Annotated in this window: 17 protein-coding genes; all 17 read right to left on the bottom strand. The window is 41.0% G+C overall.

Translation table 11 applies throughout. The features are described 5' to 3' along the window. Nucleotides 1-10: 10 nt before the first annotated feature. The 17 genes from liaX to IGI41_RS05495 all read right to left on the bottom strand — a co-directional run bounded on the left by liaX (nt 11) and on the right by IGI41_RS05495 (nt 16,644). Entirely contained in the window at nt 11-1,573 is a 1,563-nt protein-coding gene (gene liaX, locus IGI41_RS05575; RefSeq protein ID WP_430612048.1) for a daptomycin-sensing surface protein LiaX, read from the bottom strand. Between the two features lie 232 nt (nt 1,574-1,805). Further along, complete coding sequence (gene phoU, locus IGI41_RS05570; protein ID WP_430612046.1) at nt 1,806-2,483, bottom strand: phosphate signaling complex protein PhoU; 678 nt, start codon at nt 2,481-2,483, stop codon at nt 1,806-1,808. A gap of 11 nt (nt 2,484-2,494) precedes the next feature. After that, on the bottom strand, nt 2,495-3,253 hold the full coding sequence (gene pstB / locus IGI41_RS05565) for a phosphate ABC transporter ATP-binding protein PstB (RefSeq protein ID WP_430612044.1): 759 nt from the start codon (nt 3,251-3,253) through the stop codon (nt 2,495-2,497). A 31-nt stretch (nt 3,254-3,284) separates the two neighbouring features. After that, nucleotides 3,285-4,091 (bottom strand): phosphate ABC transporter ATP-binding protein PstB, encoded by an 807-nt coding sequence (gene pstB, locus IGI41_RS05560; RefSeq protein WP_430612042.1) that lies wholly within the window; start codon nt 4,089-4,091, stop codon nt 3,285-3,287. A 13-nt stretch (nt 4,092-4,104) separates the two neighbouring features. After that, a complete protein-coding gene (pstA, locus tag IGI41_RS05555) occupies nt 4,105-4,989 on the bottom strand; it encodes a phosphate ABC transporter permease PstA (protein ID WP_430612040.1) in 885 nt (294 codons plus the stop codon). Next, the gene (gene pstC, locus IGI41_RS05550) at nt 4,989-5,909 is read right to left on the bottom strand and encodes a phosphate ABC transporter permease subunit PstC (protein WP_430612038.1); all 921 of its coding nucleotides are present in this window, start codon (nt 5,907-5,909) and stop codon (nt 4,989-4,991) included. Before pstC ends, pstA begins: the two co-directional genes overlap by 1 nt. Nucleotides 5,910-6,007: 98 nt before the next feature. Next, the gene (locus IGI41_RS05545; protein ID WP_430612036.1) at nt 6,008-6,862 is read right to left on the bottom strand and encodes a phosphate ABC transporter substrate-binding protein PstS family protein; all 855 of its coding nucleotides are present in this window, start codon (nt 6,860-6,862) and stop codon (nt 6,008-6,010) included. A 398-nt stretch (nt 6,863-7,260) separates the two neighbouring features. Beyond that, entirely contained in the window at nt 7,261-7,995 is a 735-nt protein-coding gene (locus IGI41_RS05540) for an alpha/beta hydrolase (RefSeq protein ID WP_430612034.1), read from the bottom strand. Nucleotides 7,996-8,099: 104 nt separating this feature from the next. After that, a complete protein-coding gene (gene recN / locus IGI41_RS05535; RefSeq protein WP_430612032.1) occupies nt 8,100-9,773 on the bottom strand; it encodes a DNA repair protein RecN in 1,674 nt (557 codons plus the stop codon). Between the two features lie 17 nt (nt 9,774-9,790). Continuing rightward, on the bottom strand, nt 9,791-10,240 hold the full coding sequence (argR, locus tag IGI41_RS05530) for an arginine repressor (RefSeq protein ID WP_430612030.1): 450 nt from the start codon (nt 10,238-10,240) through the stop codon (nt 9,791-9,793). A 98-nt stretch (nt 10,241-10,338) separates the two neighbouring features. Next, complete coding sequence (locus IGI41_RS05525) at nt 10,339-11,160, bottom strand: TlyA family RNA methyltransferase (protein WP_430612028.1); 822 nt, start codon at nt 11,158-11,160, stop codon at nt 10,339-10,341. After that, on the bottom strand, nt 11,157-12,053 hold the full coding sequence (locus IGI41_RS05520) for a polyprenyl synthetase family protein (protein WP_430612026.1): 897 nt from the start codon (nt 12,051-12,053) through the stop codon (nt 11,157-11,159). The genes IGI41_RS05525 and IGI41_RS05520 overlap by 4 nt, the downstream gene beginning before the upstream one ends. Next, nucleotides 12,050-12,271 (bottom strand): exodeoxyribonuclease VII small subunit, encoded by a 222-nt coding sequence (locus IGI41_RS05515; protein WP_430612024.1) that lies wholly within the window; start codon nt 12,269-12,271, stop codon nt 12,050-12,052. Before IGI41_RS05515 ends, IGI41_RS05520 begins: the two co-directional genes overlap by 4 nt. Next, nucleotides 12,252-13,604: an exodeoxyribonuclease VII large subunit gene (gene xseA, locus IGI41_RS05510; protein WP_430612022.1), complete on the bottom strand. Its 1,353-nt coding sequence runs from the start codon at nt 13,602-13,604 to the stop codon at nt 12,252-12,254. Before xseA ends, IGI41_RS05515 begins: the two co-directional genes overlap by 20 nt. Beyond that, nucleotides 13,605-14,456 carry a bifunctional methylenetetrahydrofolate dehydrogenase/methenyltetrahydrofolate cyclohydrolase gene (locus tag IGI41_RS05505; protein WP_430612020.1) on the bottom strand — a complete coding sequence of 284 codons (852 nt, stop codon included), beginning with the start codon at nt 14,454-14,456 and terminating at the stop codon, nt 13,605-13,607. It lies immediately after the preceding gene. Nucleotides 14,457-14,653: 197 nt separating this feature from the next. Then, nucleotides 14,654-16,300, bottom strand: a complete 1,647-nt coding sequence (locus IGI41_RS05500) for a peptide ABC transporter substrate-binding protein (protein ID WP_430612018.1) — start codon at nt 16,298-16,300, stop codon at nt 14,654-14,656. Further along, nucleotides 16,297-16,644 (bottom strand): cupin domain-containing protein, encoded by a 348-nt coding sequence (locus IGI41_RS05495; protein WP_430612016.1) that lies wholly within the window; start codon nt 16,642-16,644, stop codon nt 16,297-16,299. Before IGI41_RS05495 ends, IGI41_RS05500 begins: the two co-directional genes overlap by 4 nt. Nucleotides 16,645-16,798: the final 154 nt, after the last annotated feature.

Below are 16,798 nucleotides of genomic sequence, written 5' to 3'. Positions count from 1 at the left end.
CACTTTTGATTTATTTGTCTGTGTCTTTGATAAAGACATTACCAGTCGTTGTTGACAAATCGATTTGTGCTACTTTATCAGCAACACGACGGAATTGCAGCAATTGGTTCAATCGTTCTTTCTTCTCGCGAACGATTTCTGCATCCGCTAAACGGTTGTTGATACTGCCAAGACTTGTTTTAGCAAGACCTTCAAAACCGATTCCTTCTGGCAAAGCCACTTTGACATTACCATTGACTGAACTGGCATTTAGTTTTTGCAGATGATTTTCTTTGAATGTAAGACGTATATTTCCATTGACCAATGAAATACCCGTGTTTTGCGGTGTTGCCGTTATCGTGACGTCTCCATTGACAGTTTCAATGATCGCGTCTAAAATATCGCCTTCTCGCACTGTGATCGTGCCATTGACACCTTCGATTTCCAACATTGACGCATTGACTTGGCGAAAATCAATATTGCCATTTGTTGATTTGGTATAGACATCTTTTGCGTCTAAGTCATTGAAAGTCACGTTGCCGTTCAATAATTTGACTGCGACATGATCGTACGTGCGTTTTGGCAAATAGAAGTCTAGGTCTGCTCTGATCCGTTTATTTGGAATTTGGAAAGAAATACGTTCATCATCGACATCGATTTGGCTTCTCGCTTCAAAAGCATCAAATGGTTCAACAGCTTCCATTTTACCATAAAGTTTGATTTTCGCGTCAACTTTCACGCCTGATCCATCCCAAGTTGCAAAGGTCACATTCCCGTTGGCTAATTTGACATCGATCAAAGTAGCCGCTGTTTCTTCATAGGTAAAAGTATGTTCGAATTTCGTTGCTGCGACACCAGGAACCTTCAGATTGATGTCTTTCCATTCCATATTGTCGTTGACAGAATCTGTCACGGTCCGCATGGTTTTTTTCAAAAATTTCCCGAAATGACTACCTGCATCAACCATTTTTTCACTGACTTGATTAAATGTATCTGTTGCTTGTTCTTTCCAGTCTTCAGGAATATCTAGTTTTTGACTGATTTTTTCTTTCGTTTGTGACCATTGGTCTTTACGAATATTTTTCAGTTTTGCGTCCAATCCCGCTTTTTCCTCAGTCAGCGCATCTAAAGATTCTTCAAGGGCCGCAATAGTTGCTTCCGCTTCTTGTCTTGATGCCAACTCATCTTCAGATAATTGATCCAACTCTTCCTTGGTATTCAATTGCATCAACGTTTCTTGTGCTTCTTTCAACTCTTCTTTCAAGCCTAAGATTTCAACATTGATTTCATCTAATTCAGCGGACGCTTGATTGGCATCTGTTGCCAAACTATCTAAGATCTTTTCTAAGTTTTCTTTGTCTTGTGCTTCATTTTGACGTAATTTTTCTTCGCCATCAAAATCGTCGGTAGTAAAAGTTGATGGTTCAACTTCATCAAAAGGATCATTTGTCTTATCAGCAGTTACTTCAGCTGCAGCTTTATTGATTTGTTTTTCGTCTTTGTCTTTTGCCATACTTTCCAGTAAATCTAAGGCTTCTTCTGTAGAAAGCACACCTTTTTTTACTAGATCCAAAATACGTTCTCTTTCGTTCATGGAAATTGCCTCCTTCAGCAAATGTGTGATTGCATGTTTAGCTTACGAATCTATTATGCCTTTTATACGGACATATGTCATAGGTCTTAAGTACCAAATTTGGCTCAATCTGCAGTATGGGTAGTTTTATCAGTCTATTTCCACCTATATGATCTAAAATACTGCTGTGTTTACTTTAACAAAAAAAAGAGACACTGTCATCGACAATGTCCCTGTAAAGAAGTAAATCCAATCAAATCATTTCAGTACGATTGGTATTCAATTCACTTATTTTTCCTGTTGCTAAGTAGACGATCCACTCACAAATGTTGGTGACATAATCACCGATACGTTCTAGATATTGTGCAACTGATAAATAATCAGTGCCGCTAACCACCGTTTCAGGATTTGCTTTCATGCTTTCAATCGTTTGATAATAAATATCACGGTAATATTCATTGACCCGTTCGTCCATTTGTGCAATCATGCGGGCGTCATCTTGGTCTGTTTTGACATAGGCAACGAGTACATTATCAACCATTTTTTTCACATAATCAGACATATCAGAAATTTCTTTTTCAATTTCTGCGATCCTGGTTTCACCTTTGACACGAATCGTTGACTTGGCGATTGATACTGCATGATCTCCCATTCGCTCTAAATCGGAGCTGGCTTTCATGACGGTGATGATCATCCGCAAGTCTGTAGTGACTGGCTGTTGTAAAGCAATCATTTCAAAACTTTTCTTTTCTAAACGAACTTCCATGTTATTGATGGCTTCATCATTTTCAATGACTTCACGGGCGATTTCTTTGTCATGTTTGACATACGCTCGTACAGACTTATGGATGGCACTGCTGACCAACATCCCCATTTCATAAAACTGATTATGCAGATTCAGTAATTCTTCTTCAAATTGTGTACGCAACATCCCTTTTCCTCCTATCCGAATCTTCCAGAAATATAATCTTCTGTTTCTTTTTTGCTTGGACTTAAAAATACTTTTTTGGTGTCATTAAATTCAATCAAATTGCCATCTAAAAAGAAAGCTGTTTTGTCAGAGATTCTAGAAGCTTGCGACATGTTGTGGGTCACGATGATCATTGTATAACGGTCTTTGAGCGCCAATAAGGTGTTTTCTATTTTTCCAGATGAAATCGGATCAAGGGCACTTGTTGGTTCGTCTAACAAAATAATTTCTGGATCGACTGCTAATACGCGGGCGATACATACTCTTTGTTGCTGACCACCAGAAAGTGACAACGCGCTTTGATGTAGTTTGTCCTTGACATCTTCCCAAACTGAGGCAGCTTTTAGACTCTCTTCGACTGTTTTATCCAAAAGTGCTTTGTCTTTGACACCTTTTAATTTTAACCCATAAATAACGTTTTCGTAAATCGAAAATGGAAAAGGATTTGGTTGTTGGAACACCATGCCGATTTCTTTGCGTAAATCGACAGTATCTTGTTTTGGACTATAGATATCTTTGCCTTTGTACACGACACTTCCGGTGATCGTTACACCTGGAATGAGATCGTTCATCCGGTTCAATGACCGTAGATAGGTTGATTTACCACAACCAGATGGGCCGATCATCGCTGTGATCTCCCCTTTATTGATTGAAAGGTCGATCCCCCTTAAGGCTTCTTTTTTCCCATAATATAAATGCAGATCTTTTGATGTAATGATTTCTTCTGCCATTGCTTTGCCTCCGTTTACTGATCGGATCTGATTAGCCAAAGTGACCTGATACATAATCTTCTGTTGCTTTGATTTTAGGACGAGTAAAGACTTTTCTCGTTTCATCGTATTCGATTGCTTTTCCCAAATAGAAGAATGCCGTATAATCACTGATCCGTGCTGCTTGCTGCATGTTATGCGTAACAATAATGATTGAATAGTCATTTTTCAAATTGACCAATGTTTCTTCTACAGTACCGGTTGATATTGGATCTAATGCACTAGCAGGTTCATCCAACAACAAGATGTCTGGCTTCATGGCAATTGCTCGAGCGATACAAAGGCGCTGCTGTTGTCCACCAGATAAAGCCAAAGCACTTTTGTCTAAGCTATCTTTGACCTGATCCCAGAGTGCAGCTTGTTTAAGGCTTGTTTCCACTGCCTCATCCAATTTCTTTTTATTTCTTTCGCCATGTCGCTTCAATGCAAAAGTGATATTGTCATAGATCGACTTGCTGAAAGGGTTAGGTCGTTGAAAAACCATGCCGATTCGTTTACGCATTTCATAGACGTCCACTTCTTTTGTATTGACATCGACATCTTTATACATGATTTTACCCGTTATCTTGGTATTCGCGATACCATCATTCATTCGATTCAATGAACGTAAATAGGTAGACTTGCCACATCCTGATGGCCCAATCAAGGCAGTGATTTTATTTTTTTCAAATTGCAGATCGATCCCTTTGATTGCTTCATTCGAACCATACCAAACATGAAGGTCTTCTGTATACAGTGCGATCTCTTCAGGTCGATCAAATGTGATGATATTGTGTTCATCCCAATTATAATCATTCATACGTTTATGCTCCTTATGCCGACGTCATTTTACGATACAATCGTTTGCCAATTGCACGAGCGCCAAAGTTGAATAGTAACACCGCGATGATCAATACAGCAGACGCCCCTGCGGAGACTTGGACGCCATCTGGCATCGTACCTTCTGTATTGATTTTCCAAATATGGACAGCCAATGTTTCAGCTTGGCGGAAAAGACCGATTGGACTAGATGCACTCAATGGATTCCAATTGGTAAAATCTAAAGCTGGGGCGCTTTGACCAGCTGTATAAATCAAAGCTGCTGCTTCACCGAAAATCCGTCCAGAACTTAAGATGACCCCTGTCAAAATCCCCGGTGTCGCCTCTGGAACAACGATTCGGGTGACTGTTTCCCACCGCGATAGTCCCAATGACAACCCTGCTTCTCTTTGGGTATAGTGGATTGCTTGTAAAGACTCTTCGACATTACGTGTAAGCAGCGGCAAATTAAAGAAAGTCAGTGCCAATGCACCAGAAATAATAGAAAATCCATAACCAAATTGGATAACAAAAATCAAGAAACCAAATAATCCGACAACCACTGAAGGCAATGAACTCAATATCTCGATCGATGTGCGGATGATATCAGTCAACCAATTTTTCTTGGCATATTCAGATAAGTAAATCCCAGCACCTAGAGAGATCGGGAAACTGATGATCATAGTGACAAACAAGAGATATATCGAATTAAACAACTGAATACCGATTCCGCCGCCTTCTTGATAAGCTTTGGATGGCGAGGTAAGAAATTCCCAACTGATATGCGGCAAACCTCTCACTAAGATATAAAGCAAAAGCGAAGCCAAGATCAATACAATAATACCAGCAACAGCATATAAGACGCCTGTTGCGATTTTATCTGAACGTTTTGCATTCATTATTTCAAGGCTCCTTTCTTGCCGATCAATCTAATCACGATGTTAAATAGCAAGGACATCAAGAGTAAGATCAATGCCAATGACCATAAAACATTATTTTGTACGGTACCCATGATGGTATTTCCGATACCCATCGTCAATATCGATGTCAATGTAGAAGCCGGGGTGACCAAACTCGTTGGTAGTAAGGCTGCGTTACCGATAACCATCTGAATCGCCAGTGCTTCACCAAAAGCACGGGCCATACCAAATACAACTGCCGTTAAAATTCCAGGTACTGCTGCCCGAAGCACAACTTTGTATATTGTCTGCCAACGCGTTGCTCCTAACGCTAAAGAAGCTTCGCGATAATGCCGAGGAACTGAGCGCAAAGCATCCACTGTCATTGTTGTAACTGTAGGTAAAATCATAATAAACAGGACAAATGTCCCTGCCAAAATACCAAAACCGGTACCGCCAAAAACCGAGCGGACAGCTGGAACCACCACAGACAAACCAATGAATCCATATACAACTGATGGAATGCCCACTAATAGTTCAATCACTGGCTGCAAGATTTTTTCACCATTTTTTGGTGAGATTTCTACCATAAAGACAGCAGCACCAATGGCAAAAGGTGTCGCAACGATTGCTGATAAAAACGTGACGACAAAAGAACCCACGATCATTGGTAATGCACCAACTAAAGGCTGTCCGTCAGGACCTACAGCACTTGGATTCCATTCTGTTCCAAATAAAAAGTCAAACACATTGATTTTATCGACGAAGAAAGTCGCTAAACCTCGGCTGGCTACAAAATAAAAAATCGAGATCACGACTAAAACAATCAAAGCTATACATAAAAAGCTGATGATTTTGCCTCTTTGTTCCATCTTGGCCCGTTTCGATTTTTTGGTTAACACTTCTTTTACATTTTCCACGAGGGACTCCTCCTCAAAAATCAAACTAAATTCACAACCATTAGTTTATCTCTTGAACATCAATTTCATATAAATCTTCTGTAAATTTTGTGTAAAGGTTAGTTTACAATATTTCCTTCCCAATCTCTTTCGACTTGCATCGCGGAAATCGAGATATACCCTAACTCACCAACAATATTTTCTTGTACTTCATCTGACAGCATGTACGTTAAGAACTCTGCTGTTAATCCAGAAGGTTCGCCTTTTGTATACATATGTTCATAAGCCCAGACTTTCCATTCATTCGTCGTGACGTTTTCATCTGTTGGAGAAACCCCATCGATCGACAACACGTTGACTTCATCTGTTACATAAGAAAAAGCAACGTAGCTGATTGCACCTGGCGTATCTGAAACGATCGATCGAACCATCCCACTTGAATCTTGTTCTTGAGAAGCAATCGCTGTTTCACCATCCATGATCCATTTTTCAAAAGTACTTCTGGTACCACTGCCTGAAGCACGGTTCAAGATAACGATCGGTACATCATTGCCACCTAAATCTTTCCAATTGGTGATTTCTCCTAGAAAGATTTTTTTTAAATCTGTTGTTGAAATATCAGAAACACCCACACCTTTGTTGACGATTGGCGTGATCCCGACCACTGCCACGCGATGGTCAACCAAGGCATCTGCATCAATACCAGATTTTTCTTCCGCAAATAGATCGGAATTGCCGATTTCAACTGCCCCTGCTTGCACTTGACTTAAACCTGTTCCGCTCCCGCCTCCTTGGACGTTGATAAACTTGCCAGGATTTAAATTTTGAAATTCTTCTGCGACCGTTTCCACTAATGGCTGTAATGCAGACGATCCAACAGCTGTGATCGATTCACCACGATCAGCCCAACTCGCACAGCCGGATAATAGGATAACCAGTCCAATGATAGGACCTATTAATTTACTTTTTTTCATCATAACGCTCCTTGTTTTCTTGAGAATAAATAAATAGCAAAACCAATTATTTCCATTTTACCATTAGTTCAATTTAATGAGAATTATTATTTGCTATTTTTTGCAAACCAAATTTCTCTAGTTTTTTTACTACCCTTCACTTACAGTAACAAAATAACGCAAATTATTTAGAATAACTTCCGTTCTATCAATGGAAAATACGTGCATGATAATTATACTATGTGATATACTATCCTAGAAAACGATTGGTAAAAGAACAAGACATTTATTTTTGCTTCCCCAATTTAAAGCATTTTTATGTTATGTTCTATGTTTTCATCAATTCATCGACATTTCCCCAAATGTGTGTTGAATGAAAAACAGCAGAAGAAGCGCTCGTGCTTTTTCTGCTGTCTTTTTTATTTACTTAGTGACGACAACCATTCTGCCATCGTATCTGCGATGATTTGCTGTTGTTCACTATTTGTTAAGTCCGTCGGCTCTTCCCCTCGTTGCTCTCCATAGGTACCAAAGCCGGCATGGGTCCCTAATTCGATTTCTTTAAAGACTGCCGTATCAGGCAAATAGTCTTTTGCGGATTGCCAATTGTCGTGGTTGACGATTTGATCACGGCTGCCGATCAATGATAAAACTGGCAGATCACGATCAGCTAGTGATCCTTTCTCATCAGGGTAACTGGCAAAATAAAAGACACCTGCCAATTTTTGTTCCACCCCATCACTTTCATTTGCGGCAAATCGACTAGCCATGACACCACCTAAAGAATGGCCGCCGATCACATAGGTCGTTTGTGGCGCATCAGCTAATACTTTGACAGCACGGTTACCGCCCAAAACAGCCAAATCAAAAGGCATTTTGACGATTGCCACTGCATAGCCTTCATCTGCTAAAGCAGAAGCCCAGACACTATAACTTTCAGCATCCACTAACGCACCTGGGTAAAAAATAACCAGTGGTTTTTCTTCCTCCCCTGGGAAATAAAAAAAATCTCCCTTATCTTCAGCATTTTCTACGGCACTGACTGCCTCTGCTGCTGGTGGATAATGTAGTTTTTGCCAACCAAACCATCCAGCGATACTTAAAATGACAAACGTGATGACCAATCCGATCAAGACTTTTTTTCTTGTTTTCACGATTTTCCTCCTTATAAAAAGAAGAACAAGGATACATTCTGACTTCTCCAACTAAATCGTGTCAGTCTATGTATCTATGTTCTTCCATTTGCATGATACAAAACTTACTGGTGGGCCAATGACAACAATTCTCTTGCGTGCTCGATCGTTAAATCTGTGATTTCCGCTCCAGATAGCATCCGAGCGATTTCCGTTACACGTTCTGACTGAGCTAATTTTCTGACATGGGTTTCCGTACGTCCATCCTGGATCGCTTTTTCGATAAAGTATTGATTATCAGCGACTGCGGCAACTTGTGGCAAGTGGGTGATACATAGCACTTGCGAATTGGCAGCAATCTTAGCGATTTTCTCAGCAATGGCTTGCGCAACTCGACCACTGACACCAGTATCTACTTCATCAAAAACAATACTAGTGATGCCTTGCTTACGAGAAAAAATTGATTTTAAGGCCAATAAAATCCGTGAGAGTTCTCCCCCCGATGCGACCCGAACCAAAGGTTTCATTCCTTCCCCTGGATTGGTAGTCAAATAAAATTCAACATCGTCAAAACCATTGGTTGTCAATTGTTTGTCGCCACTTGCAAAGCGCACTTCGAACTGGGCATGTTCCATATACAGTTCTTTTAGCTCTTGGACAATTTCTTTTTCTAAACGATGCGCAGCCTCTCTGCGTTTGACATGCAATTTTTCTGCAAGTTGCCAAATTGCTTCAGCTTTTTGCGCCAGCTCTGTTTCCAGCTGCTCTAACTGGCCTTCGGTATAGGCTGATTCACTGATTTCCTTACTGATACTATCATAGTAAGCCAAAATAACAGGGATCGATTCACCATATTTTCTCTTTAATTGACGAATCGTTTCAAGGCGGGACATCACTTCTTCCAATCGCCCTTCATCCAGCTCAAGATTGTCGGCTTGCCTTGAGATATCAGCAGCAGCGTCTTGCAGCAAGTAATAGGCACTTTGGATCGTTTCACTGATTTTTTCATAAGCCGGATCTAAATGAGCGATTCCTTGGACTTCTGTGAGTGCAAGACTCACACCATCAACACTATTGGCTTCTTCGGCGGACAAAGCTGCATAACTCTGACTTAATGCATCGACGATTTTTTGATAATTGATCAGTTTTTCCCGTTCATCTACTAACTGTGCCTCTTCGTCTTCCACTAACTCTGCTTGAGCGATTTCTTCTTGTTGAAATTGCAGCATATCCATCCGTTGTACATACAGTTGTTCATTTTCTTGAATCGTGCGCACTTGATTTTCTAATGCACGATATGACCGATAAGCTTCTCGATAGTCTGCCAACTCAGCTTTAAATTGCTCATCACCAAATCCGTCCAATAAATATAGATGTTTTTCTGGCTGCAGCAATTCTTGGTGTTCATTCTGACCTTGTATATCGACCAAAAAAAGCCCAATCTGTCTAAGTACCGATAAGGTGACTGTCCGTCCGTTGACGCGACATATATTTTTTCCTGATTGGGTGAAATCTCGCTGTACGATCAAGACTTCCTCTTCATCAATACCAAGTTCTTCAGCCAATACATGAAATTCGGGTTGCAACGGCCATTCAAAAATCCCTTCTAGACGACACTTGTCTGTGCCTTGCCGTAAGTAATCGCTAGAACCTCGGCCACCTGCAAGCAAACCCATGGCATCGATAATAATGGACTTCCCAGCACCCGTTTCCCCCGTGAGTGCGGTCATTCCTTCATGAAAGGATAGGTGCAGATTTGAAATGATCGCAAAATTTTGGATTGAAAGTTCTAATAACATATCTGCTCTCCTATACTTTAGACGTATCTTTGAAAATCTTTGAACAAGCGCTCCGTATCTTGTTCAGTTCTAGTGATCATCAAGACATTATCGTCATCATTTAATGTACCAAATAATTCTTTGATATAGTGCTTATCGATCAAATTGGCCAATGCCGACGCATTGCCTGGCAACGTTTTGAGGATAACAAATTTATCCATTCGATCAACCGAAACAAAAGCTGTCTTTAAGATTTTATCTAACTTAGCAAAAACATCTTCGGTGGTTTCTTGGGGGATGCTGTAACGATAGCCGCCTTTTTGAGAAGGCACTTTGACTAGTTTCAATTCTTTGATATCTCGAGAGATCGTTGCTTGCGTCACTGATACGCCACGTTGTTGAAGCAATTCAACAAAGTCTTCTTGTTTTTGAACGTCTTGTTCGTTAAGCAATCTTGTGATCAGGCGATGCCGTTCTTTTTTTCTCATCTCTTTGTTCCTCCTGAATGAATTCTTATTAATTTTATCCTATTTTGGCTCAGAAAGAAAGAGAGCCGACACTGTAAATGTCGACTCGCATGCATGTGCTATTTTGAATGGTGGAATGTTTCATGGGCTTTCGCGACAACTTCAGCAATATCGATGCCCTCTGTTTGTCCAATCTTATCCGATTTGCGCAGATGAACGATAAATTCGATATTGCCTTCACCGCCAGTAATTGGCGAAAAACTAAGATCCAGCACATCAAATTTCGTTTCCGCTGCAAATGAAACGATTTCCTCGATCACCCGCTGGTGTGTAGCAGGGTCTCGCACAATGCCATTCTTACCAACTGCTTCTTTACCGGCTTCAAACTGCGGTTTGATCAAAGCCATCACGTCACCGCCTGCCACCAAAATATCATGCAGCGGCGGCAAAATCAGTTTCAAGGAAATAAAAGAAACGTCTATCGTCGCTACTTCTGGCAATCCTTCGAGAAAATCCGTCGATTTGGCATAGCGAAAATTGACCCGTTCCATGACAATCACACGCGGATCTTGACGCAACTTCCAAGCCAATTGATTGTAGCCAACATCTAAAGCATAACTTTTTGCCGCCCCATTTTGCAAGGCTGCATCAGTAAACCCGCCTGTTGAAGCCCCGATGTCTAAAAGGATTTTATCTTTTACATCCAAATCAAACACTTTGAGGGCTTTCTCTAATTTGAGTCCACCTCTAGAAACATAGGGCAATTTTTTCCCTTTGATCTGCAATAAGGTATCCGCTGCGATTTTTTCCCCTGGTTTGTCTAAACGTTCATTGTTGCTTTCTTTATAAACCAACCCAGCCATCACACCACGTTTGGCTTGTTCTCTTGTTTCAAACAGTCCTTGTTGTACTGCTAATACATCTACTCGTTCTTTTTTCATAGGTTCTCTTTAACCTCAAATCGTTCAATAAAAGCTGTCAGCATTGTTGGATCAAATTGACCGTACGTGCTGAGTTGTGCCAAAATTTGTTTGGCTTTTGTCAATTCATCTGATAATGCCTGTTTGGCGCCATCAAGACCTAGCAATGCGGGATACGTACTTTTGGCTAATGCATCATCACGATGCACAACTTTACCAAGTTCTTCTGTCGTACTGATCACATCTAACAGATCGTCCCGAATTTGGAAGGCTAAGCCGATGTGCTGGGCGAATCGATCTAACTCAACCAAGATGGTTTCTGATTGATCGGCCAAAACCCCGCCAGCCACTACTGCAAACCGAATGAGTTCACCAGTCTTGCGGGCATGAATCCCCATCAATTCTTTAAGCCCCAAATCTTGATTTTCACCTTGGACATCAGCTGCTTGTCCGGAGACCATCCCTTTGGTGCCGGCTGCTTGACTTAATTGCTGCAGTAGAAGGACTTTTTTGACTGCTTCGATATCTGCCATTGATAACAGCTGGAAAGCCGCTGTCAATAGCCCATCACCAGCTAAAATTGCCAGCGCTTCGCCATAGACGATATGATTCGTCGGTTTTCCTCGGCGCAGATCGTCATCATCCATTGCAGGCAGATCATCATGGATCAAAGAATAAGTATGGATCATTTCTAATGCCGCGCAACACTGATAAACAGCCAGATCAATAGGCTTGTCAAAAGCGGCTACGGTAGCAACCAATAATAATGGTCGGATCCTTTTGCCACCAGCATTGATCGAATAAAGGATGCTCTCTGCAAGTTTAGGATCACTGGTTTGCTCGGTGATGAAACGGATCATCACGTCTTCGATATGAGGTGCCTGCTCTTTTGTGAATTCTTCCAATTTGCTCATTGATTGGCCTCATCGAAATCGACTTCCTCATTCGATTCAGTCATCATCTTAGTCAAAGCCTTTTCTGCATTGCTTAACGTGTCCTTACATTGTTTGCTTAGGACCATCCCTTGTTGAAAAGCAGTCAGTGCTTCTTCTAATGGAACATCTCCTTGTTCTAAACGAGTCACGATTTGTTCTAGTTCTTGTAATGATTCTTCAAATGTTGGATTTGCCATTTTCTTCTCCTTCAATTGTGATTACTTCAACTTCTGCCAATCCATCTTGATAATGGATCTGCAAACGATCCCCAGTCATCAGATCCGCCGATGATCGCACCACCTGATCATTTTTAGTTGTATACGTATAGCCTCTACCCATGATTTTTAATGGACTCAATAAATCAAGGGATTGGATTGCTTGAAGCAACCGATTTTCTTTTGCAGTATATGTATCCGTCATACTCTTGACCAAACGTTGCGACAGATATGTAACTTCTTGCTGCGCTGATTTGATGCGGTTTTGCAAGTTCTGCTGTTCTAAGCGGTGGATGACTTGTCGGGCTTGTTTGTCTTTTTCGAACAATATCGTTTGCAACCCTTGATTCATCCGTTGCTGTAGTTGATCGAGCTTGATTGATTGTGCTTCATATAAACGTTCTGGCTGTCTAAAGACATAAGAACCAATCGCTCTTTGATAACGTTCTTGTTTACGCTGGATTTGATGCATAAAAGCTTGCGATAGGCGCGCTTGCTTTTCTTCGATCCGCAAGATTTCTTCTGCCAGTACTGGCACCGCTAATTCCGCTGCGGCAGTTGGCGTTGCTGCACGAACATCCGCCACCAAATCCGCAATCGTGGTATCTGTTTCATGCCCCACAGAGGAAATGATTGGCGTTTTGGCAGCAAAGATCGCTCTTGCTACCCGTTCTTCGTTGAAAGGCCACAAATCTTCGATCGATCCGCCGCCACGGCCAATGATCATTGTATCAAAATGTCCATCGGCTTCTACGCGGGCAATATTTCTGACCACATCATCCGCCGCTTTATTCCCTTGTACAACCGTTGGGAACAAAACGATTTGGGCGATAGGATAGCGTCTTTGCGTCGTGGTGATAATATCTCTGATCACCGCACCGCTGGGACTCGTTAAGACTGCGATGCGCTTAGGATAACGCGGCAACGGTTGTTTTGGTGCCGTGAATAAGCCTTCAGCAGAAAGTTTGTTTTTTAACTGCTCATACGCTTGATACAATGCACCTACACCATCGGGTTCCATGTGCTCGATCATCATTTGATAATTGCCACTGGCCTCGTATAATGTGATACGGCCAACAGCCATGACCTTCATGCCTTCTTCTGGTTGGAATTTCAATTTGTCAAAAGCCCCTTTGAACATGACCACTGAAATTTTGGCACCATCATCTTTCAAACTGAAATATTGATGATTTGGTCGACGGCGAAAATTGGAGATTTCACCAGTCAAATAAACACGGTCTAAATAGGGATCAGCATCAAATTTGCGTTTCAAGTATTTGGTCAAGGCAGTGACTGTTAAATATTCTTGTGCCATTTATTTTTCTAATTGCTCCTTTGCTGCTTCAATGGTTTGTGCCATCAGCATCGTAATCGTCATTGGGCCTACACCTCGAGGAACTGGCGTGATGTAGCTTGCGATCGGTTCCACCTCGTCAAACTTGACATCACCAATCAATTTGCCGTTTGCATCTCGATTCATCCCGACATCGATCACTACTGCACCTTCTTTGACAAATTCTTTTGTTACAAAGTGGCCTCGACCGATGGCGACGACCAAAATATCAGCCTGTTTCGCCAATGCAGGCAAGTCTTTTGTTTTTGAATGGGCGATAGTGACAGTTGCATTTTCTGCCAACAACAAGTGGGCCATCGGCTTGCCGACAATATTGCTGCGTCCAATCACTAAAGCGTTCTTGCCCTCTAATGCAATATCGTAAGCCGCAAACATTTTCATGATACCATAAGGCGTACAAGGGATGCGATCAGGTACACCGGCAAATAATTTTCCAAGGTTCATTGGATGAAAACCATCTACATCTTTTTCTGGTTTTATGGCTAGAAGCACTTTTTCTTCATTGATATGTTTCGGTAAAGGTAGTTGCACCAAGATACCATGAAATGCCTTATCACGATTATATTTTTCAATTTCAGACAATAAGTCTTCTTCGCTGATTGTTTCAGAATAGCGGGCAACACGTGAATGGATTCCGATTTTTGTCGCTGCCAACTCTTTGTTTTTAACATACGTTTGACTGGCTTTGTCCTCTCCCACAAGCAATACGACTAGCCCTGGGATGATACCTTGTTCTTTCAATAAGTCGGTTTCCGCCTTAAAGTCACTTTGCATGTTGTCTGCTAATTCTCTTCCATTGATCAATGTAGCCATTTTGCCAACTCCTTCAACCTTGATATACAACCATTTTATTTTCAACATAGAAAGGCCACAGTCAAAATCACTGACGGCTTTATGCTATCTATCATAGCATTTTCTGAAAAGAAAAACATCGTTAAATGCTTTATATTTTAATAAAAGAGCCGCTCAAAATGAGCGGCTCTTTTAACAATTATTTATCACGGATGTAGCTAGTCTGAATCTTTTCTTATGTTGCGTAATGACATTGGCGCAGCAAATGTATGATAATTTAAGCCACTGATTGTCGATTTTTGCAATACAGAGTTTTGATTTTGACTAAGAACGATCATTCCAGCCGTGGTTTCCATCAATTCTTTTTCAGCGGCGAGCATTGTTTGCCAACGTTTTTCTGGTTCTAGCGCATACGTATAACGGGCATCATCTAGTAAACGATCATATTCAGGGTTTGAGTAGTGACGATTATTCCCGCTGTACATCATTTTTAATGTTGAATATGGATCCTGATAATCAGGCGTCCAATAAATCAAAAACATATCATAGTCACTTTCACTGGCTACACTTAAAGCAACTTCTGCGGGCATTGAACGCATTGTAACCGTTAAGCCTTCAAAAAGATCTTCCAATGCCCATTGCAAGCTTTCACCCATCTTTTTATAACCACTATCGTCTGTCGTTAGCAAATCGAGGGTGACTGTCTTTCCTAGTTCTTCTTGCGCATTTTGCCAATAAGATAATGCCTTGTCGGGATCATATCGCATCAGCGGGCCCGCTTCCGACCGAAAATCTTCTCCCGTTTCTGGATTGCGCACGAACCCTTCCGTGATTGCGCCATCTAATGGTTTAGAACCATCAGCCATAATATTAGAAATCAGATTTTCTTTATCGATGCCTAATGCCAATGCTTTTCGCAGGTTTTCATTGGCTAACGGAGTCATCTCTTCCCCTCGTTGTTGATTTAAACGAATATAATCCATAGTAGCTGCGGGATAACTTTGGAACAATTCACTTTCTTGCATTTGTTTGGCGATTTCGCCAGTCACCATTGCCACATCCAACTGATCATCTTCAAAGAGGTTGAGTGCTGTTGAGGTTTCTTTGATGACCTGAAAGTGGATCTCCTCTGCTGAAATCACTGGATGATTCCAATAATGTTGATTCTTCTTCAAGCGCCAATCCATTTGCGACTGTTTCCAGTCCTCTACAACAAAAGGTCCATTGAAAACAATATATTCACTATTCGTGCCATATTCAGATCCATAGGTTTCAACTACCTCCCTATTTTGAGGAAAGAAAATAGGAAAAACCATCAATGACGTAAAGTATTGCGCTGGATTGGTCAAATTGACTTCAAGCTGATGTGTGTTTATCGCATGAACCCCTAGTAAATCAGGATCCATCTCTCCTTTTGCAATCTCAGATGCATTTTCGATCAAATCGTGCATCAAAAAATTATACAAAAAACCATTTTCCGGATCAATTATTCGCTTCCAAGCATATTCAAAATCCGCAGCAGTTACAGCATCACCGTTACTCCATTTGGCATCTTTTCTCAGTGTAAATGTGTAGGTTTTGCCATCGTCTGAAATTTCTGGCAATTCAATGGCAACGCCTGGCTGCACTTCATCATTTTCGTCCAGATAGTAGAGTCCTTCGAATGAGGCATTTTGAATAATTGCATCTGGAAAATCTAACATTGCTGCTGGATCCAATGAGGTTAATTCACTTAACGACATGAGGCGAATGATCTCGTCAGAATGACTTTCCCTTGCGTTTTGCGTAGTTTGGCTCCCGCATGCAACAAGAATCGGACCTATCAGAAGCATGAGATAAACAAGCACACACATTCTAGTTTTCATCTGTGTCCCCCGTTCCTCGTTTTATTCGTTGGATCAACAAGAAACCAGACCAGCTCTGCTGGTTCTTGACTATCATTATAATTTTTGTGTCCTTCCCCTGCAGCTATTAGTTGAAAATCACCTTCTGTTCCAACCATATCCTGTCCATCCTCCAGCACAGTGTGCGCAGTCCCTTTGATGACGTAAGAGTATTCATCTTGATCATGTCTTGAAAAACCTTTTTCAGGAATTTGCTCTCCGGGCAATAAAGTAATATATCCCATTGTCACAGTCGAATTCGATTGATTGTTTGCTGTAAAAATCGTTTGTAACCCTGCTTGATCATTTTTAGTATAAATAAGCATTTTACCACTCCCTTTTGTGTCTTTCTTCAATTAAAGCTTCTAGCGCCACAAAAGTCAACTTTTTATTCAATAATCTCAAAATTAATTTTATTTAAAAACAAAAAATAATGGTTATTTAACTATGCAGTTTTTTTAAAAATAAAAAACACCTTGA

Source organism: Enterococcus sp. DIV0876, assembly GCF_050529585.1.
GTDB lineage: Bacteria > Bacillota > Bacilli > Lactobacillales > Enterococcaceae > Enterococcus_D.
Note: the sequence above shows the minus strand (reverse complement) of the source record. Positions and strands in the feature narration are given on the sequence as shown.

Excerpts from the sequence above, each read along its gene's own strand:
- IGI41_RS05520 (WP_430612026.1), bottom strand. The coding sequence starts at position 12,053 with ATGAGCAAATTGGAAGAATTCACAAAAGAGCAGGCACCTCATATCGAA.
- xseA (WP_430612022.1), bottom strand. The coding sequence starts at position 13,604 with ATGGCACAAGAATATTTAACAGTCACTGCCTTGACCAAATACTTGAAA.
- IGI41_RS05505 (WP_430612020.1), bottom strand. The coding sequence starts at position 14,456 with ATGGCTACATTGATCAATGGAAGAGAATTAGCAGACAACATGCAAAGT.
- liaX (WP_430612048.1), bottom strand. The coding sequence starts at position 1,573 with ATGAACGAAAGAGAACGTATTTTGGATCTAGTAAAAAAAGGTGTGCTT.
- argR (WP_430612030.1), bottom strand. The coding sequence starts at position 10,240 with ATGAGAAAAAAAGAACGGCATCGCCTGATCACAAGATTGCTTAACGAA.
- IGI41_RS05515 (WP_430612024.1), bottom strand. The coding sequence starts at position 12,271 with ATGGCAAATCCAACATTTGAAGAATCATTACAAGAACTAGAACAAATC.
- IGI41_RS05500 (WP_430612018.1), bottom strand. The coding sequence starts at position 16,300 with ATGAAAACTAGAATGTGTGTGCTTGTTTATCTCATGCTTCTGATAGGT.
- pstB (WP_430612042.1), bottom strand. The coding sequence starts at position 4,091 with ATGAATGATTATAATTGGGATGAACACAATATCATCACATTTGATCGA.
- pstA (WP_430612040.1), bottom strand. The coding sequence starts at position 4,989 with ATGAATGCAAAACGTTCAGATAAAATCGCAACAGGCGTCTTATATGCT.
- phoU (WP_430612046.1), bottom strand. The coding sequence starts at position 2,483 with ATGTTGCGTACACAATTTGAAGAAGAATTACTGAATCTGCATAATCAG.
- IGI41_RS05545 (WP_430612036.1), bottom strand. The coding sequence starts at position 6,862 with ATGAAAAAAAGTAAATTAATAGGTCCTATCATTGGACTGGTTATCCTA.
- IGI41_RS05525 (WP_430612028.1), bottom strand. The coding sequence starts at position 11,160 with ATGAAAAAAGAACGAGTAGATGTATTAGCAGTACAACAAGGACTGTTT.
- recN (WP_430612032.1), bottom strand. The coding sequence starts at position 9,773 with ATGTTATTAGAACTTTCAATCCAAAATTTTGCGATCATTTCAAATCTG.
- pstB (WP_430612044.1), bottom strand. The coding sequence starts at position 3,253 with ATGGCAGAAGAAATCATTACATCAAAAGATCTGCATTTATATTATGGG.
- IGI41_RS05495 (WP_430612016.1), bottom strand. The coding sequence starts at position 16,644 with ATGCTTATTTATACTAAAAATGATCAAGCAGGGTTACAAACGATTTTT.